The 22,226-nt window shown below is 38.1% G+C and carries 20 protein-coding genes, 1 pseudogene and 1 riboswitch; of the genes and pseudogenes, 12 read left to right on the top strand and 9 right to left on the bottom strand.

Translation table 11 applies throughout. The annotated features are described in order from the left end of the window. Window positions 1–5 precede the first annotated feature (5 nt). The 6 genes from AN391_RS18100 (at window position 6) to AN391_RS18075 (ending at window position 3,788) form a co-directional block, all read left to right on the top strand. On the top strand, window positions 6–413 hold the full coding sequence (locus AN391_RS18100; RefSeq protein ID WP_004588802.1) for a copper resistance CopC family protein: 408 nt from the start codon (window positions 6–8) through the stop codon (window positions 411–413). Window positions 414–424: 11 nt separating this feature from the next. After that, window positions 425–1,333 carry a copper resistance D family protein gene (locus AN391_RS18095; protein ID WP_055016677.1) on the top strand — a complete coding sequence of 303 codons (909 nt, stop codon included), beginning with the start codon at window positions 425–427 and terminating at the stop codon, window positions 1,331–1,333. Between the two features lie 22 nt (window positions 1,334–1,355). Next, complete coding sequence (locus AN391_RS18090; RefSeq protein WP_008109928.1) at window positions 1,356–1,844, top strand: nuclear transport factor 2 family protein; 489 nt, start codon at window positions 1,356–1,358, stop codon at window positions 1,842–1,844. Window positions 1,845–1,854: 10 nt separating this feature from the next. Further along, entirely contained in the window at window positions 1,855–2,373 is a 519-nt protein-coding gene (locus AN391_RS18085; RefSeq protein ID WP_024032684.1) for a DUF411 domain-containing protein, read from the top strand. Window positions 2,374–2,513: 140 nt separating this feature from the next. Then, window positions 2,514–3,023 (top strand): DUF305 domain-containing protein, encoded by a 510-nt coding sequence (locus tag AN391_RS18080; RefSeq protein WP_024032683.1) that lies wholly within the window; start codon window positions 2,514–2,516, stop codon window positions 3,021–3,023. A gap of 33 nt (window positions 3,024–3,056) precedes the next feature. Next, window positions 3,057–3,788: a MauE/DoxX family redox-associated membrane protein gene (locus tag AN391_RS18075; protein ID WP_024032682.1), complete on the top strand. Its 732-nt coding sequence runs from the start codon at window positions 3,057–3,059 to the stop codon at window positions 3,786–3,788. Window positions 3,789–4,103: 315 nt separating this feature from the next. Here AN391_RS18075 and AN391_RS20935 read toward each other — a convergent pair whose 3' ends face one another. From AN391_RS20935 to cadR, 3 genes are all read right to left on the bottom strand, one after another. Continuing rightward, the gene (locus AN391_RS20935) at window positions 4,104–4,346 is read right to left on the bottom strand and encodes a MerC family mercury resistance protein (RefSeq protein ID WP_327077832.1); all 243 of its coding nucleotides are present in this window, start codon (window positions 4,344–4,346) and stop codon (window positions 4,104–4,106) included. 102 nt (window positions 4,347–4,448) lie between these two features. After that, the gene (locus AN391_RS18070; RefSeq protein ID WP_028834999.1) at window positions 4,449–4,817 is read right to left on the bottom strand and encodes a MerR family transcriptional regulator; all 369 of its coding nucleotides are present in this window, start codon (window positions 4,815–4,817) and stop codon (window positions 4,449–4,451) included. Window positions 4,818–4,868: 51 nt separating this feature from the next. Further along, window positions 4,869–5,258, bottom strand: a complete 390-nt coding sequence (gene cadR / locus AN391_RS18065) for a Cd(II)/Pb(II)-responsive transcriptional regulator (RefSeq protein WP_002962247.1) — start codon at window positions 5,256–5,258, stop codon at window positions 4,869–4,871. Between the two features lie 78 nt (window positions 5,259–5,336). On the opposite strand from cadR, the pseudogene AN391_RS18060 reads away from it, so the two are divergent. Both AN391_RS18060 and AN391_RS18055 read left to right on the top strand, forming a co-directional pair. Next, window positions 5,337–6,067, top strand: a pseudogene (locus AN391_RS18060) (transglutaminase-like domain-containing protein). Then, window positions 6,054–6,941: a cation diffusion facilitator family transporter gene (locus tag AN391_RS18055; RefSeq protein ID WP_002962252.1), complete on the top strand. Its 888-nt coding sequence runs from the start codon at window positions 6,054–6,056 to the stop codon at window positions 6,939–6,941. Before AN391_RS18060 ends, AN391_RS18055 begins: the two are co-directional and overlap by 14 nt. Window positions 6,942–7,025: 84 nt before the next feature. Here AN391_RS18055 and AN391_RS18050 read toward each other — a convergent pair whose 3' ends face one another. From AN391_RS18050 to AN391_RS18030, 5 genes are all read right to left on the bottom strand, one after another. Continuing rightward, window positions 7,026–10,154 (bottom strand): efflux RND transporter permease subunit, encoded by a 3,129-nt coding sequence (locus tag AN391_RS18050; RefSeq protein ID WP_002962253.1) that lies wholly within the window; start codon window positions 10,152–10,154, stop codon window positions 7,026–7,028. A 10-nt stretch (window positions 10,155–10,164) separates the two neighbouring features. Then, window positions 10,165–11,061 (bottom strand): efflux RND transporter periplasmic adaptor subunit, encoded by an 897-nt coding sequence (locus tag AN391_RS18045; RefSeq protein WP_002962254.1) that lies wholly within the window; start codon window positions 11,059–11,061, stop codon window positions 10,165–10,167. Window positions 11,062–11,131: 70 nt separating this feature from the next. Beyond that, the gene (locus tag AN391_RS18040; protein ID WP_002962255.1) at window positions 11,132–12,424 is read right to left on the bottom strand and encodes a TolC family protein; all 1,293 of its coding nucleotides are present in this window, start codon (window positions 12,422–12,424) and stop codon (window positions 11,132–11,134) included. Between the two features lie 73 nt (window positions 12,425–12,497). After that, a complete protein-coding gene (locus AN391_RS18035) occupies window positions 12,498–12,818 on the bottom strand; it encodes a hypothetical protein (protein WP_024598538.1) in 321 nt (106 codons plus the stop codon). 61 nt (window positions 12,819–12,879) lie between these two features. Beyond that, a complete protein-coding gene (locus tag AN391_RS18030) occupies window positions 12,880–13,779 on the bottom strand; it encodes a cation transporter (protein ID WP_002962256.1) in 900 nt (299 codons plus the stop codon). Between the two features lie 156 nt (window positions 13,780–13,935). Here AN391_RS18030 and AN391_RS18025 point away from each other — a divergent pair, with 156 nt between their 5' ends. The 4 genes from AN391_RS18025 (at window position 13,936) to AN391_RS18010 (ending at window position 20,127) form a co-directional block, all read left to right on the top strand. Continuing rightward, entirely contained in the window at window positions 13,936–14,295 is a 360-nt protein-coding gene (locus AN391_RS18025; protein ID WP_227006932.1) for a hypothetical protein, read from the top strand. 81 nt (window positions 14,296–14,376) lie between these two features. Continuing rightward, on the top strand, window positions 14,377–15,594 hold the full coding sequence (locus AN391_RS18020; protein ID WP_010388430.1) for a TolC family protein: 1,218 nt from the start codon (window positions 14,377–14,379) through the stop codon (window positions 15,592–15,594). A 64-nt stretch (window positions 15,595–15,658) separates the two neighbouring features. Further along, window positions 15,659–16,915, top strand: a complete 1,257-nt coding sequence (locus tag AN391_RS18015; protein WP_010388432.1) for an efflux RND transporter periplasmic adaptor subunit — start codon at window positions 15,659–15,661, stop codon at window positions 16,913–16,915. Window positions 16,916–16,926: 11 nt separating this feature from the next. Beyond that, the gene (locus AN391_RS18010) at window positions 16,927–20,127 is read left to right on the top strand and encodes an efflux RND transporter permease subunit (protein ID WP_004588883.1); all 3,201 of its coding nucleotides are present in this window, start codon (window positions 16,927–16,929) and stop codon (window positions 20,125–20,127) included. Window positions 20,128–21,160: 1,033 nt separating this feature from the next. On the opposite strand, the gene AN391_RS18005 is transcribed toward AN391_RS18010, so the two are convergent. Beyond that, entirely contained in the window at window positions 21,161–21,721 is a 561-nt protein-coding gene (locus AN391_RS18005) for a TMEM165/GDT1 family protein (protein WP_055016676.1), read from the bottom strand. Between the two features lie 86 nt (window positions 21,722–21,807). Next, a riboswitch (yybP-ykoY riboswitch) is annotated at window positions 21,808–21,909 on the bottom strand. Window positions 21,910–22,226: the final 317 nt, after the last annotated feature.

Genomic DNA, 22,226 nt, shown 5'->3' with positions numbered 1-22,226 from the left:
TAATTATGAAGTTTTTTAACTCTGCAGTAGCCATTTTAGGTTTAGTGCTTACATTTTCCGCATCAGCGCATATATCACTCAAGCAATCAATACCTGCACAAGAAGCCATGTTAATGCAAGGACCAGAGGAACTTTCGTTAATTTTTAGTGGTGAAGTAAGGCTAGCAAAAGTCATCATCAAAGATGAAAAAAATAAAACAATAAACTTTGATTTCAAACCCAGCGCCACCCCAAGCACAGACTTTAATTGGTCATTACCGAGCCTAGCCCAAGGCACTTACACGGTTAAATGGACAGCACTGGGTGGTGATGGACATAAAATGACTGGCACGTTTAGATTTATGGTACATAAAAATGAATCGCATAAGATGATGCAAGAACAATCTAATACCCACAGCAAACATAATCATTAAGTAGCAACATCATGCAATTAAGTGAATGGTCAGTGCTCTTACTATTATTAAAACTAGCAAGCTATATAGCAATTGTAGGGCTTGCGGGCACTTTATTAATGCGCTTTATGTGTGGCAACAGCAATGTTGCAGGGCATCACTTAATTAGCTTTCATCAGTTCTTAAAACGTTGGCAAATTACGTGTGTAGTTACAGGTAGTATTGCTGCACTTTTACAAGTACCTATAGAAGCTGGAGCAATGGCTGAATTAGGCTTTATGGGAATGTTTGACCCCTTTATGCTTGAAATTGTTTGGCAATCAGTCATAGGTGACCAAGCAAGGTTTAGAATACCAGCGCTTATTATTGCTCTAATTAGCGCATGTATGTGGAATGTGGAATCAGATGATAACGTAGCAGGTTATAAAAACGATGCCGTTATACTAATCATGCTTGGGTTTATCGCTTATAGCTTCACTTTTACTGGGCACAGTGCAAACGAAAATGGGTTAGTGAAAAGTATTTTAACCTTTCACCTTATTGCCATTGCGAGCTGGTTAGGGTCATTGTGGCCGCTTTACAAAAGCTGCACTTTACTACCTACCAGTGAAGTAAAGCGGTTAATGCATTACTTTGGTCAACTCGCTATTGTTATTGTATTTGTACTACTTATTTCGGGCTTAACTCTGCTCCTGCAGTACCTAGAGTCATTTTCTGCATTGTTTACATCAGATTATGGGCAACTAATTTTATTAAAGCTGTTACTCGTCAGCGCGATGCTGCTCCTAGGTGCATGGCATAAGCTTTTTTTAGTCCCGCAAATCACTCAACAACACCATATAAGTATATTAAAACGCTCGATTACTGTTGAAATAGTAATTGCCCTGTTTGTACTTATTACAACAAGTGTATTTACCACACTTGTTGGTCCGCCTATTTAACGATTAATAAAAAGGGAAACGTATGTTAATTAAATCCTTTAATTTAAAAATTTTATTGCTACTAATTTTTAGCACTGTTAGTTCTTTTACTGTTAGTGCACATGACGATGAAAAATATTCAAAAAAAGGCAAGGCCTTTGTCAATGTTGATAGCGAGGCTGCAAAAACAGTCAGCCTATTTCATGCATCTCTAAAACAAGGTAATCGCGAAGCTGCACGTAAATTACTGGCCGACGATGTCATCATTTTTGAAGGCGGAAGTGTTGAGCGTTCTGCAGATGAATACGCGAAACATCATATGATAGCGGATATGAAATTCTTAAGTGCTGTTAATAGTGAACTACTAGAGCATCAAGTTTACACAAATGGAGACATAGCTTACTCAATTTCAAGAAGTAAAACTCAAGGAAAGTACAAAGGAAAAGATATTAAGTCTATGGGAATGGAATCAATCACATTAAAAAACACCGATACAGGTTGGAAAATCACTCATATTCATTGGTCAAATTAAGGAGTTAAGAATGCGAGTAATCTACATTACCTCAGCGTTATTTTTATCATTAACTATGTCATTTTCGGCGATAAGTATCGAAAAACAACATAAAGCATTAATAACTTATGAGAATTCAGAAAAACCTAAAATTGAGCTTACCGTTTATAAAAGTAAAAATTGTGGATGTTGTAATAAGTGGATTGCTCATTTGAGCGAAAACAATATTCAAACAAAAGCAATTAACGTCAATGACATGGGGACGATTAAATCTCAGTATCAAATAAAATCAAATATGCGGTCATGCCATACAGCCGTTTCAGCCGATGGATTTGTATTTGAAGGTCATGTTCCCGCCAAACATATAAAACAGTTTTTAGCTGAACAACATCCTGAAAAGACGATAGGGCTCTCTGTTCCCGCTATGCCTGCTGGTACGCCAGGTATGGAAATGGGCGATCGCTTTTATAAATATAATATTGAAATGCTTACGCACGATTTACAGCAAAATACTTATAAGCATATTAGCAAATACGCTGAGCAGTTTTAACACTTATGGCACAACTCTTGATGTAATATTAAACATTGATTCAATGATTAAATATATAGTGGGTTTACGCCTAATAACCTGTAAGAATTACCCATTGGTATAAATGATATACAAAGTAAATGATAGAAAGGAGCCATCTAATGTCGCAGTATTTAAAGTTTTTCTTAATGATAGCCACATCAACATTAGTCATGTTTGTACTGATGTATTTGAATACTTATCAGCTAAGTCATGTTTTTTTTAGTGAAACTCGCACTTATATGGCGCTTTATATGGGAGCCATGATGGCAGTGATAATGCTACTTTTCATGCTCAATATGTATAAAGATAAAAAGAAAAATATAACAGTACTCATTGCTAGTGTTACCGTATTTGCGGGAAGTTTATTTTTAGTTCGATCACAAGCGACTGTTGATGATAGCTCATGGATGTCGGCGATGATCCCACATCATTCAATTGCAATACTCACCAGTGAAAGGGCAAAAATCAAAGATAAGCGAGTCCAAGAGCTTGCAACAAATATTATTGAGGCACAGCGTCGTGAGATTAAAGAAATGCAGTGGTTACTAAAGGATATAGAGAAAAATGGCCTAGCAGAAACTCAGGAGCAAGCACAATCTAGGACCGTACCGGATTTTAATGCTAAGTAAAATTTTATACCAATACATAAAAGGGAGCTAAACATGAGTAAATCAGCCCAACTTTTTAGAATGGCCACAGATGAGCATATTTGTCCGTTTGGTTTAAAATCAAAAGACCTACTAGAGCGAGAGGGATATACAGTTGATGATCAGCTATTAACTTCTCGAGAGCAAACAGATGAATTTAAAAAACAACACAGTGTAGAAACTACACCTCAAACATTTATTGATAATAAACGTATAGGTGGCTATGACGACTTACTCGATTACTTTGATAAGCCAAAAGCTGGGCAAGAAGGTACAACTTACACGCCCGTGATTGCGATTTTTTCGGTTAGTTTTTTGCTTAGTGTGGCATTTAGTTTTGCAGCGAATAATAGCTTATTATCAATGCAAACCGCTGAACTGTTTGTAGCCCTAACAATGGCAGTGTTAGCAATACAAAAGCTTCAAGACTTATTTAGCTTTACTAATTCATTTATAACCTATGACTTAGTCGCTATGAAAGTAGTCAGGTACGCCTATGTTTACCCATTTTTAGAAGCATTTGTTGGCATTGGAATGATAGCCGGATTACCAGCCTATATTATTGCCCCTATTTCATTGTTCATAGGTGGGGTTGGTGCTGTTTCAGTGATAAAAGCAGTCTATATAGATAAACGAGAGTTAAAATGTGCGTGTGTAGGCGGTGACAGTAACGTACCACTAGGGTTTATCTCCCTAACAGAAAACCTGTTTATGATCGCTGCCGGTATTTGGATGTTTGTTAAGTAAACAACAGCTTTAATTTAAAAACATGATGATGTACTAGTGTGATTACCAAGGGATTATGTCGCTCTAATTACCGAGCGACTTTGTCGTAAATAGCATATCAGCTGTACTAGCTCATATCAGATCTCACAGTTTAAGTGAATAAGTTTAGACTTCATCAGGCAGACTGCTATGAGCGAAAAGCAGACATTGACCGTTAATCGTTTCAACGACGGCAATTAGCCATACGTTGCATGTTTGCTCCCTTACTGGTTTTACGATATCCAAAACCGACATAACGACCATTAAGCAAATACCAAAGTAAAATAGGTATGTGCTTCAATCATATAGCCAAAGAGGATAAAGCGTTAATAGCACTGCTACAGGCCCTAGAATGCTGAAGACAGCTCTGGTATGGTTTTTATTTTTGTGCCAGTTGTATAAGTTTACCAATAGTTCCAAAGATGCAAAAATAGGTAAAAGCGTATTTACAGCTATTCCTTCGAAGTGAGAGAAGAAGCCTAGTCCTAATGCCGATGCAAGTGACCTTAATGCAGGGAAGCAGGCCGTGCCGCTAGCCAAACGCCACTAGAGCCTACTCTGTCTAATATTTTATTTATCATTTGAAAGTCTATTGGTTGATATTACCATCATTCTAAACTCCGTATATAAGTACGGAGTCAATCATTTTAATGAATCAATTATGGGGCAATGTGTTGGATCTTCGTTTTGCATACAGGTATTTGTCATATCCACAATTACTTTCTCTAAACGTTGAAGGTCATTAATTTTGTCTCGAATGATTGCTAACTTTTGTCGGCTTAATAGCTCAACTTGAGTGCAGTTGCTGTCCATAGACATTAGCGATTTTATTTCTCTTAACGTAAAGCCGAGCGCTTTGGCTTTTGTGATAAACCTAAGTTGTCCTGCTATTGTTTCGTCATATTGTCTATAACCAGATATTGGTTTTTCAGGTTGTGTAATCAGCCCTTCTCGTTCATAAAAACGAATGGTTTCTACATTTAAATTTAATGATTGTGCTAATTTGCCAATGGTTTACATTATTGCCTTTGTGAATACTACTAATCTAAAGTTATATTTAGTTTAGCTATCCAATGATTTGATGATGCCGCACGCTTCAATTGTATTGTCTGAACCACAAGCACTTGCCATCTGTTGTAATTCAGCTTTAAGCGCCCTTAATTCTTTCATACGTTTATTCACTAGTGCAAGTTGCTGATCAATTAATGCATTAACGCTAGAGCAGCTTTCTTCTGGCTTATTTTTTAATTCGATAAGACGTTTAATATCATTGAGTGATATATCTAGGCTGCGACAATGCTTTACGAATTCCAATTGTTTAAGTGCTTTACTATCATACAGCCTGAAATTACCTTCTGAACGGTTTGGATTTAACAGTAATCCTTCTCTTTCATAATATCTAATCGTTTGTATTGAACAGCCCGATTTTTTTGACAATTCGCCTATTTTCATCAATTTCCCCCAGACATTTGACTCTATAGTTACTATAGGATCTATAGTATAGGTATGCAACGAAAGGGATATATAAAAATGACTGAGAAATATTTAAACAATACGAATATCGTTAATTTTGAACACAAAGATATCCAATCCCTGATCGATCAACGAGGGTGGAAAAATTTGGATAATTTCAACAAAATTGGTGCCGCTTATCAGTTTGTAAAAGATGAAATAATGTTTGGCTATAACAAGAGTGATGATATTTCAGCAAGCGATGTGCTAGCAGATGGTTATGGACAATGTAATACTAAGGGTAATCTGTTAATGGCACTATTGCGTGGACTAGGTATCCAGTGTCGTTTCCAAGGTTTTACCATTGATCAGCAACTATAAAAAGGTGCTATCCTAAGCTTGTATTTTGGTTAGCACCTAAATACATCATTCATAGTTGGGTAGAAGTTTACTTTGAAGGGCGTTGGATAAACTTAGAGGGCTTTATATTGGATGAGCAATACTTAAGCTCACTACAGCAGAAATTTAGCCAAGCAAAAGATGAGTTTTGTGGTTATGGTGTTGCAACAAAGTGCTTATCTTCACCCGGTACGGATTGGCGTGGAGAGGATACCTATATTCAAAAAGAAGGTATTCATGACGACTTTGGGCTTTATGATTCACCAGATAAGTTCTATCTCGAAAAAGGTACTAATCTATCAGGTGTAAAACGTTGGTTGTATCAACGAGTGATCCGACATTTGATTAATATGAATGTATCAAAAATAAGAAATAAAAAAGTACTGGAGGTACAAAATGCACAACCATAGTCACAGTCATCAGCATGGTAAAGACGACCGGATTGGTTGGGCATTTTTCCTTAATGTGATATTTACCATTATCGAATTTATAGGTGGTTGGCTCACAAACAGTACGGCGATAATGGCGGATGCCGTTCACGATCTTGGTGATAGTCTTTCAATAGGTTTTGCGTGGATTTTAAGTCGTTTTTCAGATAAAGAAGCATCAGACAAATTCAGCTATGGTTATCGCCGACTTACACTTTTTGGTGCATTGGTAAATAGTATTGTTTTGATTATCGGCTCTATTTGGGTTTTATTTGAAGCAATACCTAAGCTGTCCAATCCTGAAATGCCTGTAGTTGAGGGGATGTTAGGGCTAGCCATACTCGGTGTTGCCGTAAATGGTTATGCGGTATTCAAATTAAAAGCGGGTGAAACACTAAATGAAAAAGTGCTGACATGGCACCTACTTGAAGATGTACTCGGTTGGGTTGCCGTTCTTATAGTCTCTATTGTATTGTTGTTCGTTGAACTGCCGATATTAGATCCTCTATTATCAATAGGGTTTACGCTGTTTATCTTATTTAACGTTTTCAAAAATCTTAAATCAACATTGGTGCTTTTTCTTCAAGCTGCACCCGATAAAGAGACCCAAGAGCGTATTAAGCAGTCATTAATTGAATTTCCTGAAGTAAATGGTATACACCATATGCATTTTTGGTCACTGGATGGTGAAAGTCACGTTTTAACAGCGCACCTTGAGCTGAGTGACAACTTTGACGTTAAAGAATTAATTAAGCTTAAACAAGAGGTTGCAGCTAAATTATCTTCCTATCATTTATCGCATACGACGATAGAGTTTGAGTTTTTAAATGAAAATTGTAGGGATGAAGCAGAGTAAGTTTTATCAATAAAATTTTGGAGCATACAATATAAAAAGCAGCTTAATTAGGCATAACTTAGTAATTAAGCTGCTTTTTTGCTTTTAGATTTCGTCGGATTGCTGTTTGTTACTCTCAGCGCCATGCGCCCATTGATATAAAATAGGCAATACAAACAAAGTTAAAATGGTAGAAGATACAATACCGCCGATAACAACTGTTGCTAGTGGTCGTTGTACTTCTGCACCAATTCCAGTGTTTAACGCCATTGGAATAAAACCTAAACTTGCGACCAGTGCCGTCATTAAAATAGGTCTTAAACGAATGATGGCACCTTCAATGATCGCTACGTATAGGTCGCCTTTTTCATGCCAAAGATCTCGAATAAAAGCCAACATAACCAAGCCATTTAATACTGCGACACCTGACAATGCAATGAAGCCGACACCTGCCGAAATTGATAAGGGCATGTCTCTTAAATAAAGTGAAAATACGCCCCCTGTTAATGCTAAAGGCACGCCACTGAAAATGATTAATGCATCTTTTAATGAACCAAATGCTATAATCAAAATACCTAGGATAACAACCAATGTTATCGGTACAACTAGGCTTAATCGCTTACTTGCTGATTCTAGTTGTTCAAACGTTCCACCATAATCAAGCCAGTATCCTGCTGGAATTTCTCCTTCCTGATTAATTTTAGCTTTAACTTCTTTTACAAAACCGCCTAAATCTCTACCACGAACATTGACGGTAACCACAACTCTTCTTTTTCCGTTCTCTCGGCTAATCTGCGCGGGTAAAGACTCTGATTTAAGCTCTGCAACTTCTTCAATTGGCACATAGTTACCATTCTCAAGTGGAAGCGGCAGATGCTTCAAGCTATCGATATCCGTTCTTATTTGCTCTGGTAGGCGAACAACTAACTCAAACCGTCTGTCACCTTCATAAATGATCCCCGCAGATTCACCGCCAATCGCAGTGGCAACCCAGTCTTGCAATTCGGTAACGTTCAATCCATACCTACCAAGCGCTTCTCGTTTAGGAATTACTGATAAAGATGGAACACCTGTGACCTGTTCTATTCGAGCATCAGCGGCACCATCCACGGTTTTCACAATATTTAGAATATCTTTTGCGGTAAGTAATAACCGATCCAAATCATCACCAAATATTTTGATGCCGACATCAGCTCTAACGCCAGAAATCAATTCATTGAAACGCATTTGAATAGGCTGAGTGAATTCATAGTTGTTGCCTGGAATGTTTTTCAGTACTTTTTCCATTTCTTCAACTAATTCACTTTTTGGTTTTGAAGGTTCGGCCCATTCTTTACGTGGTTTTAAAATAACAAAGATATCAGCAATACTCGGTGGCATTGGGTCGGTTGCTACTTCTGGTGTGCCAATGCGCGAGAATACTTTATCAACTTCAGGAAACGCTTTAATACGTTGCTCAAGTACTTCTTGCATTTCTACTGATTGCTCTAGGCCAGTCGATGGAATTCTTAATGCCTGTAGTGCAATATCACCTTCATTTAATTGAGGAACAAATTCTGTCCCAAGCGTAGTTGCTAACCAAAGGCTATACCCCATTAACAGCGTTGAGAATGAAACAATAATCCAACGAAATTTCATCGCCATTTTTAACAATGGTTCATAAATAGACTTGGTTGAACGAATAACTACACTTTCTTTTTCGCTGATTTTACCTTTCATAAACACAGCTACAGCAGCAGGAACCAGTGTAACTGAAAGGATCATTGCGGAAATTAACGCCATAACGACAGTTGCCGCCATAGGGTGGAACATTTTCCCTTCAACGCCAGTTAGCGTGAAAATGGGGATGTAAACAACAGTGATAATTGCCACACCAAACAAGCTTGGACGTATCACTTCTGAAGTGGCTTCAAAAACGGTATTTAGGCGTTCTCTTAAGTCTTGCCTATGACCGTTGTGTTGGGCCTGTGCTAACCTACGGACAGAGTTTTCAACGATGATTACAGCCCCGTCCACTATCAAGCCAAAGTCCAATGCGCCGAGACTCATTAAATTGGCAGATACTCCTGCTTGCACCATACCTGTGATTGTCATTAACATGGAAATAGGGATAACAGCAGCGGTAATGAGAGCTGCACGTAAATTTCCAAGTAGAATAAATAACACAACAATAACTAAAAGCGCACCTTCAACGAGGTTTTTGGTAACGGTTGCAATCGCTTTATCTACTAACGTTGTTCTGTCGTAAACAGGCTCTGCGGTAATGCCCTTTGGCAGAGATTTTTGTATTTCGCTGAGCTTATGTTCCACTTCTAAAGCAACGGTGCGAGAATTCTCACCAATCAGCATCATGGTTGTACCAAGCACTGTCTCAATGCCATTACGAGTAGCAGCCCCTGTTCTAAGTTCTTTGCCTATAGCAACATTGGCAACATCACTTATTTTTACAGGAATACCATCGTTCTTTTTGATGATGACATTGAGGATTTCATCCATTGTCGCAAGTTGCCCGATGGAGCGCACTAACACTTGTTGTCCGTTTTGCTCAATATAACCCGCGCCACGGTTATCATTATTTTTACGTAATGCATCAGAAACGTCTTCAAAGCTTACCTGATGAAAAAGTAATTTTTCGGGTTTCGGCGTTATATGATACTGCTTGTTATAGCCGCCGATGCTGTTGACCTCAATGACGCCTTTAACTTGAGCCAATTGCGGTTTAATGATCCAGTCTTGTATTTCTCTTAAGGCAATAGCGGTATAAGGCTCTCCATTAGGCATTTTAGCGTCAGGAGAAGCTTGTACGGTATACATAAATATTTCACCAAGCCCTGTGGAAATAGGACCCATCTCTGGCTCTAAGCCAGAGGGAATAACGCCTTTTATCGCAGCTAATCTTGCATTGATTAAGTTGCGTGCGAAATAAATATCGGTTCCCTCTTCAAAGATAACGGTCACCTGGGATAAACCATATCTTGAAAGAGAGCGGGTGTGAGACAGCTTTGGTAGTCCAGCTAATGCGTTTTCTACTGGAAAAGTTACCCTTTGCTCCGCTTCTAAAGGTGAATAACCGGGGGCAGAGGTATTTATTTGTACCTGTACGTTTGTTATATCTGGAACAGCATCAATGGGAAGTTTTTGATAACTCCACATACCAACGCCGATGATTACCATCAGCAAGCTTAATACTAAATAGCGCCTATTTATTGCAAGACGCAAAATTGATTCAATCATATTGCGTCTCCTAATCGTCGTCTTCTACTTCAGATTTCAAGATATCTGCTTTAATCAGATAACTGTTTTTGTTTACATATTCAGCGTCTTTACTGAGGCCATCAATGACCTCGATATAGTTTTTGTCTGAACGACCAAGGACAAGTGGTGCAAACTCGTACTCTTCATTTTCTTTTACAAAGACACCTAATTGTCCACCTAGCTCTTGTATGGCAACTTTCTCGACCGCTAAATCCACCTCAAATTGGTTTATCTTTACGTTGCCTTTTAATAATTGACCTGACGTTAGCTTTAACTCAGTGTTGTTTAATCGTACCCGTGCTAAAACATAAGGCTGATCTTTAGCTGGAATAATATTAGTGATGACTGAACTGAATGCGTGTTCACCTTGCTCAATATCAACATGCTGACCGACTTTGATTTGATTATATTGGCTGGTAAACACCTTAAATTCAGCCCACAAGGTGTCAAATTTGACGATTTCAAACAAGCTAGTGTTTTGCGTGATACCGCCAATATTTCCATTTCGCTGTAAAACAGTCCCAGAAACAGGCGATGTTATTTTATAAGTATTTAAGCTCTCATTAGATTCAATAACGGCTAATAGATCGCCTTTTTTTACCGTATCACCAACAGTGAAGTTTATTGTCTTTATAACGCCGTTATATCTAGCGCTAACTTGAAATAATTGTTCAGCGCCTATCGTCGTAGAGCCGTATACAGGGATAGTTTGGTTCAACGTTTTTGAAGCTAAATAGGCTGTTTCAACACCAACCTTTTTTGCCATGTTATTGTCGATTTTGCTTATGCCTTCTTCGCCTTCATGTTCATCTTCACTAGCGAAAACACTTTGAATGGGTGATAGATACCCAATAAAAATCAATAGTGCGAGTAAATAGTTTTTCATTTTGAATTCCTAAACGATTCAGTTAATCACTGAATCAATAAATTGTTATTAAACTTAAAGTGATGTTTATTTAGAGTGACAGCGCTTCGTTTGTTAGTTTTTCTATCTCTGCGCCATAAATTAGGGCAGCAGATGCCGCGTCAATAAGGGTTCGCCGAGCATTTAACAGCTCTTGTCTAGCCGATACATAATCAAGATATCCATATCGACCTTTTTGATAGGCGTCTTGAGTATCTTCCAGTGCATCTTCAAGCATTGGGATAACCGACTGCTTTAATGAATTAGCTGTTAATATGGCTTGTTTTCTATTGGAGTATGCTCGTAGTAAGTGATTTCTAAATCTTAACTTAGTCGCCTCTTTCTCTATGGCAACTTGGTCACGCTCTGCTAGCGCACTAGCGATTGCGCCAGAATTTCGCTTTTCAGCAAACAAAGGTAAGCTAAAGCCAGCGACCAGTGCCGTATCATTGGCTTCTTGAGAGCGCCTAACACCAACAGACCATTTGATATTGGCCGTTGACTCTGTTTTAGCCAACTGTAACTCGGCCTCTTTTAGTCGCTGCTCACTTGCATAAACTTGAATAGCAGGGTTTTTCTCTAATTTCGCAAAGAGACTACTAAAATCACTATCATTGCCAAACTGAAACAGATCTCCAGTTACTCTAGAGAATGACACTGATGTTTCTCCCCAGTAAGCTGATAAAGAAAGCTTTAGATATTCCAAGCGCTTTTGTTCAGATTGAAGGGTGAGGTTAGCCTGAGCAATAACTGCTTTTGAGCGTTTCACTTCAGCCTCAGGAGTAGCACCTGCGCGGTTACGCTGAGATACAATCTCTAAGGTTTCTTGTGCTAAGCTCAAAGCATTTTCTGCCAATATAACTCTTTGTTGGGCTGCAAGTACTTCCACGTACTTCTCAGTGACTTGAGCCATTAAATTAAGCGCAGAGACTTCTTTTTCAGCAGTGAGTAGTGTTCTTGATTTTGAAACAATTCCAATCCGCGCTGAGCGTTTATCTCCCATTTCGATAACCGAAGATAGAGCGACTGTTAATTCAGCACTGTCGAATGTATTAAATTCACCTGAGCCTGCAAAGTTCTCAGCTTCAAGCTCTAGTTCATAAGCAGGATTTAAACTTGCGATTTGTTCTCGTCCAATTAATGCCGTTTGCTTGAAATCAAATATTTTAAGTTCTGGATTTTGTTTAAGCGTCCACTGAATTGCCTCTTGAAGGTTTAACTGCTTCTCAAAGGCATAAACATTAAATGTAAAAAGTGACAAAGCGAGAAACGCGATATATTTAAGCCGAGGTGTTACACACCTTAAAATTGCTATCTTGCGATGCACACAGGTATTAAGTGCCATGTATACTTTCCTATAAATTTATATGTGATATTTAGGTCATTAACATTTGACCTTTCTTAATTTTCTATAAAATTTAGGCGTATTTAGGTGGGCGGAATGGCACCGAGATATAGCCTTTTAGCTCAGGGGAAACTAAGGCGTAGGTAGGGAAATATTCTATTGCTTGTAAAATATTACAAGAAGAATCTGTATTTAAAAATAACTGACAGCAGCAACAAAAATTACAATTATCAATTAAAGTTTGGCTATTACCCTCCTCAAATAAATTAGAGCTTTCAGGAGCTTTTAGCGGGGTAATAGACTCAGTTAGTGATATATTAAAAGAACTTTCAATTAAGTTTCCTTCAATCTCTTCTTGCGAAAAAAACACAGACTGCACCGCGATTAAAATCATTATCACGTATGATATATATGGTTTAAAATATGACGGGTGCATTCTTTTAACTACTTTCTACTTAAGACTTTAGCTGTAAGATGCGGCGAGCACCGTTTAAAACGACAACAGCAATAATCAAACCAATCACTAAATCTGGATAACGGCTGCTAGTTACTGTAACTAATAAGCCAGCTAAGATTACACCTACGTTTGCGATTACGTCATTTGCGGAAAAAATCCAACTCGCTTTCATATGAGCGCCGTCTTCTTTGTTGCCAAATATTAAAAACAGACAAGCAATGTTAGCGATTAGTGCTATTCCACCAAATATCATCATTAAAGAAGAGATAGGTTCACTACCGTAAATAAAGCGTCTTACGACTTCACTCAAAGCACCTAGCGCTAGAATAATTTGAAGTACACCAGATATATGTGCCGCTCTAAGTTTCATGCTTATGCTTTTACCGACAGCATATATAGCTAAACCATAAACAGCAGCATCAGCAAACATATCTAATGAGTCGGCAATAAGGCCAGCAGATTGCGCAATAATCCCAGCAATTACTTCTATAAAAAACATGACTCCATTAATGGCTAACAACCATTTTAGCGTTGATGCTTCTTTCATCTCATTTTTTTGGGCTAGATCTTTTGCTTTTGCAGCTTCGGTGCTGCAACTTTCTTTAGTTGATGCCAACTCTGCACCGAGATTGAGTTGTTGTAATTTTTTTGTTATCTCATCTAAATTTTCATCATGAAAAACCTTGACTAAACGGCTAGGAATATCAAATTGCAACCCAACTGAAGGCTCAATTGAGTCAAGTGCTAACCTAATCAATCTCTCTTCTGAAGGACAGTCCATTTGAGGTACTTTAAATGTACTGACAAACGCGCCACTATAGTTATCTAATTGTGTATCAATTTTTACATCTTCATTGGTAGAAGATGATTGACACTGACCACTACATTTTTCTGACATATTTAACACTCCGTAATAATATTAAAATAAGTATAAAATCTATAGTGGCTATAGAGTCAAATAAAAAATTATTTAATGTAAAAGCGTGGAAACTGAATTGAAAAGCTAGTTTAAGAAAATAGTTTCTGCTAGTATTTTAAATACTATATTTAACTGGTGATAACTTTGAACCTTAATGTTGTACTAAAAATGCTCTTGGTTATTTCGATTGTTTTACAATCGTTAACTGCTGTAGCATCCTCAACATCTGAGAATCACCAAATAGATATAGAGCACCTTCAAACTCAACATGATCATGCAGATGATCGAAATGTCTCAAATGATAATGTAGGTGATGAGCAGCATAATGAAAAAGATTGTCATCACTGCGGTCATTGCAGTGGCAGCCACTTATCTTGGATTTTAGTCAGTAATTCAAATACCACGGGCAAACTAAACATTATCAATAAAACGCCTTATCAAATTGATCAAACAAATACTTACCTTGAAGCGATACTTCGCCCACCCATTTCTTAATTAGATTGATTTTTAATGACCTATTTGTCCATGAGAAGGATAAAGGGTTCGTGTTTATAAATTAAAAAATTAAGAAGTTTTATGTATATATTTTTAAAAAATACAGGTTTAACCCTGTCTTTATGCATGGCTGTGAGTTTTTCAGTTGCCACTTATGGCAAACAGAAAAGTATTTCATGGCTAGATAGTCAAATAAATAAAGATCCCGAAGTTGTTGCGGCTAAAGAGTTACTTAATGCAAGTAATCATAGAGCCAAAAGCTTAACTCAAGCCGTATATAACCCAGAGCTTGAAGCAAGCTATGAAAAAGAAGGTGATTTTGATAATTACTCTATTGGTATCAGTCAAACGATAGATTTTTGGGATAAGCAATCAACAAATAAAACCATTGGTGAAATTGATGTTTATGCAAACCAGCAACAATTGTTATCTCTACTCGATTCTAAAAAGGCTAATGCCTTAACTGCATTAGTTAATTGGCAAGCAGCAAAAAAAGCTGCTCAGTTACTTTCAGAAAGAGAAGAGCAATTGCAAACGCTCGTTGGAATTGTTGAAGACAAACGAAAAGCTGGACTTCTAGAGCCACTTGACGCTGAGCTAGTCTATTTAAACTTGTCGCAAATTTTTAGTGAAATATCTGAGTCTCAAATTGCTTTGAAAAATGCAGAGGTAAAGGTTCAGGAGTTATTGCCTGATTGGACGCCTAATACTACCAATTTGTTTTCATTTACTTTTGGAGCAACAAGCTACTCATTTAACTCCCAGTGGGTTGAGGAACATCCAAAAGTTAAACTTGCTAGAGCGAAATGGAAGGGACAACAATCTAAAGCTCAACTAACCACTATGGAATCTAAAGCTAATCCAACCATTGGCGTTAGCGCAGGGAAAAGTGGAGATGAAGACTTGGTTGGTGTGACTTTTTCAATGCCTTTAAACATCAGAAATAACTATACAGATAATGTTAAAGCCGCTTATTCAGAAGCCATTGCAGCCGAGGCGAATTTTCAGTCGGTATATCGAAAGCAGTCTTTTGAAGCAAAAGCTAATTATGAATCGCTTAATGTCAGTAGAAAATATTATGAGCAATGGCAAAAACTGACAAAAGGCAGATTAGATAGCAGCGAAAACTTATTAAATAAGCGCTGGCAAGCTGGTGATATTAATACTTCTGACTACTTACTTGCATTAAATCAACGTGCGGAAGGGCTTCATGCAGGAATACGTTTGGAAAATCAATTCAAGCTTGCAGAAATATCCTTCATTTTAAGTATGGGTCAGTTATCCAAATTTGAGATTTGAGCGCTTTGTTTTTTCAGTAGCGAAAAACGAAATCTTAAATTTATTAAAAATATAGGTTACAAAAATGAATACAGTAATTAGTAAAAAATTTTTAGCCGTAGTAATTAGCAGCCTGTTAGTTGGGTTTACTACAAATCATGATGCTTTTGCACAGTCGTCAGATGGAACTGGTTCTGTCACAAACGTTTCGAAACAAGAAGAAAAAGAACATCAAGATGAGCATGAACACGAAAAGGGACATGAAGAAGATAAAGGTGACCATGACGAGCACGGCCATGAAGGTGGTAATAAAGAGGGAGAAGAAGAACATGAAGAAGGTATCACTATTGATCCAAAGAAGATGTCGCTTGCTAAAATTAAAGTGGAAAGTGTTAAGCCTGAATATCAATTTAGCTCCGTATATGCACCTGGCGAAATAAAAGCTAATGGCTATAAAAGTTATGTGGTATCACCACGTACAGAGTCAGTCATTATCAGTCGCCATGCAGCGCTTGGCGAGTATGTAGAAATAGGTCAGAAGTTAGTTACATTATTTAGTGAAGCAATGGCACAAGCACAAGCTGACTATTTAATCGCTTCAACCGAATGGCAACGTGTAAAAAAGCTGGGTAATAAGACGGTGAGTGAAAGTCGATTATTACAAGCTGAAACAACATACAATGCGAGCTATGGCAAGCTCATTGCTTTAGGGTTAACTGAAAAAGCAATAAATGGTATTTCTAACAAAGACATTAAAGCATTTGGGCAATATGCATTAACGGCGCACCGTGAAGGTGTCGTGCTTCAAGACGACTTTATCCAAGGGCAACGTGTTGATGCTGGGGATTCAGTCATGTTGTTAGCTGATGAAAAACAACTATGGGTTGAAGCAAAAGTTTCTCCAAATAAAAAGCTAAATTTATCAATTGATTCTCCTGCGGTACTTAAATTAGAAGGCCAGAGTTACAATGCCAAAGTTATCCAAGAAGCCCATACAATTGATCCCGTAACTCGTACAAGAATTATTAGATTGGGGGTACAGAATGCTGATGATAACCTTCATTCAGGTATGTTTGTAAAAGTTTACTTTCAGTTTGCCACAAAGCAGAAAGTGATGGCTGTGCCAGAAGAAGCATTGATCCGCAGCGCAGATGGTGATTGGACCGTATTTGTCGAAGACCACCCTGGAGAATTTAAAGCTGTAGAAGTAGAACTAGGCCGAGCCTTAGGTGATTTTAGGGAAATCATTGGCCTTGATAGTGGGACGCGAATTGTAACCAAAGGCGCATTTTTTGTTGCTTCTGAAATCGCTAAAGGCGGATTTGATCCGCATAACCACTAAGGAGCAAGACTATGTTTAATAAAATAATAGATTGGTCTGTTAATAATAGACTCCTGATTTTGATTGCGCTGTTTGCCACAATTGTCGGCGCAATTATGGTTATACCAAAACTAAATTTAGATGCCTTTCCTGATGTTACTAATGTTCAAGTTGCTGTAAATACTGAAGCGCCAGGACTAGCTGCTGAAGAAGTTGAACAACTCATTACGTACCCCATTGAAGCGGTCATGTATGCCTTACCTGATGTAGAACAAGTGCGCTCAATTTCTAAAACAGGCTTGTCTGGCGTCACGGTTGTTTTCAAAGAAGGCACCGACATTTACTTTGCAAGACAACTTGTATTTGAGCGTCTTCAAGCCGCAAAAGAACTGATACCAGAAGGTGTCGGCACACCCGAAATGGGGCCAAACACCTCAGGGCTAGGCCAAGTATTTCAGTACCTTCTTATTTCAGATAAAGATGCAGGCTATGATGCTATGGCACTCAGGAGTCTCAATGATTGGGTAGTAAAATTACTCGTTATGCCTGTCGATGGTGTTACTGATGTACTCTCCTTTGGAGGTATTGTTAGGCAGTACCAAGTAAATGTAGATCCATCTAAGCTTCTTTCTTATAACCTAACGCAAGAAGACGTTGTTGGTGCCCTAGATAACAACAATGCCAATGTTGGCGGATGGTATATGAACCGTGGGCAAGAGCAGCTTGTTATTAGAGGTGCAGGTTGGTTTGAAAGTGGTGACGCTGGTATTAGTAATATCAAACAAGTTCCCGTCAAAACAGTTGATGGGACAGTTGTGACGGTTTCGGATATTGCTAAAGTTGAAATGGGCAGTGAAATTCGTCAAGGTGCTGTCACAATGACGCGCAAAACCGAAGACGGTAAAGTCGAAAATTTAGGTGAAGTTGTCTCTGGCATTGTCTTAAAACGCATGGGGTCTAATACTAAAGCCACCATTGATGGTATCAATGCAAGAATCCCATTAATTAATCAAGCATTGCCTAAAGGTGTTCGCTTTGAACCATTTTATGATCAGGCTGATTTGATTGAAAAAGCCGTTGATACAGTAGTTGATGCACTATTACTAGCATTTATTTTCATCTGTATTGTATTAGCACTATTTTTAATGAATATACGTGCAACCTTCCTTGTCCTAATATCTATTCCAATTTCAATTGGTATCGCGTTAATGATCATGGCTTGGTGGGGCATTTCTGCAAACCTTATGTCATTGGGTGGCATTGCCGTAGCCATTGGTATGCTAGTTGATGGTTCAGTCGTGATGGTTGAAAACATGTTTAAGCATTTAAATAGACCAGACTCTACCCATTTAAAAACTGTAAAAGAAAGAGTGCCTAGTGCTGATACTGATCCACATGATGTAGAACAAGATGAGCATGGTATTAAGTTACGTCTTCAAAATGCGGGTAAAGAAGTGGCTCGTCCCGTATTTTTTGCAGCTTCTATTATTTTAGTCGTATTTACGCCTTTATTTAGCTTTGAAGGTGTTGAGGCAAAGTTATTTCAACCTATGGCAATAAGCATCATTTTAGCTGTTATATCTGCTATTGTGGTTGCGTTGTTTGTTGTACCCGCTTTAGCTACTTATTTATTTAAGTCAGGTGTAAAAGAGAGGGAAAGCTTTGTTCTTAGGCCATTAGACAAACTCTACAGAAAAGGGCTTACATTCGCACTAAAACGCACCAAATTAGTCATTTCAGCCGCACTTATATTAGTTTTCTCTGCCTTTGCATTAGTTCCATTAATTGGTACTGAATTTGTACCTGAGTTAGAAGAAGGGACGATAAACTTAAGAGCAACGCTTGCACCTTCTTCCAGTTTAGATACCGCGCTCACTGTGGCACCAATTCTAGAAGAAAAACTAATGGCTTTCCCTGAAGTAACCTATGCATTAAGCCGAATTGGTCGAGCAGAAATAGGTGGAGACCCAGAGCCTGTGAATAACATCGAAATTTACATAGGGTTGAAGCCTGTTTCTGAGTGGACCAGTGCATCTAATCGATATGAACTTCAAGGAAAAATGGAGAGATCTTTAGAAGAATTCCCTGGGTTGCTACTCAACTTTTCTCAACCTATTGCGACTCGTGTCGATGAGCTACTATCTGGTGTTAAGGCTCAGTTGGCGATAAAGTTGTTTGGGCCTGAACTTGAGGTACTGGCGGCTAAAGGTCAAGAAATAGAAACAGCAATTAAAAACATTGAAGGTGCAAGGGATGTTGCATTGGAGCAAATTGCTGGTGAAGCGCAATTGGTGATAAGTCCTAACAGGCAAGAACTATCGCGCTTTGGATTGTCTGTGAGTGACATAATGGAGGTTGTGCGTGATGGTATTGGTGGTGTTGAAGCCGGACAAATAATCAATGGTAATGAACGTTATGATATTTACGTTCGCATAGAGGAAGAGTACCGAAGTAACAAAGAAGCTATTGCTGATATTCGGCTTCAATCACCTACTGGTGCTTGGGTGCGACTGGGTGACGTAGCCTCAGTCTCATTTGAGTCAGGCCCACCACAAGTTAGACGCGATGATGTACAACGAAGAGTCGTTATCCAAGCAAATGTACAAAATCGAGATATGGGAAGCGTGGTTGCCGATATCAGAACGGTAATTGCTGAAAAGGTTGACTTACCTTCAGGTTATTCTGTTTCGATTGGCGGCCAGTTCGAAAGTCAAAAACGTGCTCAAAATAGGTTAGCTATAGTTGTACCTTTATCGTTAGCACTAATCGCACTACTACTTTACTTTGCCTTTGGTTCTGTTGGTCAAGCTATGCTGATATTGGTCAACGTGCCGCTTGCTGTAATTGGCGGAGTTTTCTCCTTATATTTATCTGGACAATACTTGTCTGTACCAAGCTCCGTTGGCTTTATTACCTTATTTGGTGTAGCGGTATTGAATGGGGTCGTTATGGTAGAAAGTATCAACCAACGTATTAAAGACGGTCTAGAAGCATCTAAAGCCGTTTTTGAAGGCGCTACTTCAAGATTAAGACCTGTACTTATGACTGCTATAACATCAGCTTTAGGTTTGATACCGATGTTAATGTCTAATGGTGTTGGTGCAGAAATACAGCGCCCCTTAGCGAGTGTTATTGTTGGCGGCTTGGTAACTGCAACACTGTTAACATTATTTGTTTTACCTGTTTTATATCGCTGGTTTTCAGAGAAAAAAATAAAAGAGCTATCCAGATAAAATGACTGTGAACTCTAACCCCACGCTAAAGTCACGTTTAGCGTGGGGTTATTGAGTAGATGAACGAAAAGAAAGATTAGATTTAACAATAAACTAATAGTCATGACTGCTTTGTCGGAATATTTGTCGTTAAACAGGCCAAAGCTAACTTCCGCTTTCGTATCTTTGCAGTCTTAATCTTTATGTGTCTCAAGGTCGGCTTATGGCACAGAGCCGTCCTTCGGCTCTAACTCATTTATGTCCAAAAATGAGTTTGATCGACCGTCTGTTTCTCGCTCAAATAAGACCCCAATAGTGACTCATAAAGCTATCTAAGTTAACGCTTTCAAAAAACAGAAGTATATTTCTGAGAACTAGCTACGAAGCCCTAGAAACGGAAGTTTGCTTCCGAAATATTGCAATGCAGGCTTACAAACGGAAGTTTACTTCCGTTTTGCACTTTAAGGTTCTAAGCAGGTGCCAAGTCAAAGCTGGGAAGTCCACTTGGCTAATTAGGGTGTCTATTGGGCTTAGATTAAATTTTCCAAACTCGGGTTCTGATGTTTTTAGGGCTTTTGTCAGAACCTCAATAAAGTACTTATTTATTGGGGTGTGCCTGAGTGAGGATGCGTCGATGTAATGAATGGTATCGCTATAAACGGTTGCAGTGAAGGTCAATAAAAAATGGAGATATAATTTTTCACCTATGATAGCTTCATTTAATTCGAGATAAACCTAAGATAGTAGTCTGTAAATAGCACATTAAAGAGGTACAGCTTAAATAAATCAGCGCAAACACTACAATCGGGTTTTTAATGTGTTGGATTCCATGTTACCAGGTGGCGATTTTAGCTGTTGCTTAGGCTCTAAATAACAAGTTTTGAACATTGGCTATTTTATTAAACGCCACTATGATCTGAAATTACGAAAATTTAATAGTAAATTTAAGGACTAATATAGTATTAAAGTTGTTTACAATTGACACTATTAAAACGCTTACAGTCACTTGTATAGTGTTATGTAAGCGTTTGCGCTTGATTTCAACGTTACTTTATCAATATATCGTCATTAAGCCATGAATACCCAATATCACAAAAACACTGGCCGCAATAGCTCTTACTGTTTTTAGTGGAATTCTTTGTAACAAAGCTTTACCAACGTATATAATAGGGACATTAGCAATTAACATTCCTACCGTTGTCCCTATGGTAACCCATAGTACTGATTGATATTGCGCACCAAGCAATACGGTTGCGATTTGTGTTTTGTCACCAATTTCAGCAATAAAAAATAAGATTAAAGCTACTACAAACGCGCCATAGCAGTCATATTTGTGGCTCACTTCTTCATCCTTATCTGGAATAAGTAGCCAAAGACCCACTACAATAAAGCTTGAATTCACTATCCAAGGTAAGTATTCCACGACAAAGTTCCCACTTAGCCAATCACCAAACCAAGCAGATAAACCATGATTAATTATTGTTGCAGCGAGAATACCTAAAATAAGCGCTATTTTATTATGAAAGCGGGCTGCTAAGAGTAAAGATAAAAGTTGGGTTTTATCGCCTATTTCAGCAAGAGCGACAGTTACGGTAGAGGTTAAGAAAATATCCATAAATTTTAGTCTTTTGGCGGGAAATATTAAACCGAGGCAAACAACTATCTCCCGCCATGAGGATAGTGTCTACCTAGGTCTTGCCGATAATGCTTGCTACAACATTACAAACTTACCATGCACATGAGGTGCAATTATGTTGATAAGTTTACTCACTAATGAGCAGGCTACTCCCCTAAGAGGGTGGCTATTTTCCCACAAAGTAAAATACCAGTAAATATTTAATTATAAGTTTTACCGATGAACATCTATAAAGTTGGACAAGTTAACGCTGCCACTACACAAGCATATTAAGTCAAAGCCGTTAATCTTCATCAGGGCATCTCATTTTCGACCATATGTTTAAAGCAAAAAGTATACGTTTTAATAACTAGGCTAATTACCGCTTCAAATCACTTACTGTAATAGATGTTTGTAAGCGATTTCTCGTTGTTTAAGAAATTTACCTAATAAAAAACATAATTATTTTTAGAGTGTAATTTAGTTAATAAATCTCAATTTAAGT

The organism is Pseudoalteromonas sp. P1-13-1a, from assembly GCF_001401875.1.
In the GTDB taxonomy this organism is placed as follows: Bacteria; Pseudomonadota; Gammaproteobacteria; order Enterobacterales; family Alteromonadaceae; genus Pseudoalteromonas.
This window is presented reverse-complemented; position numbering and strand designations above follow the sequence as displayed.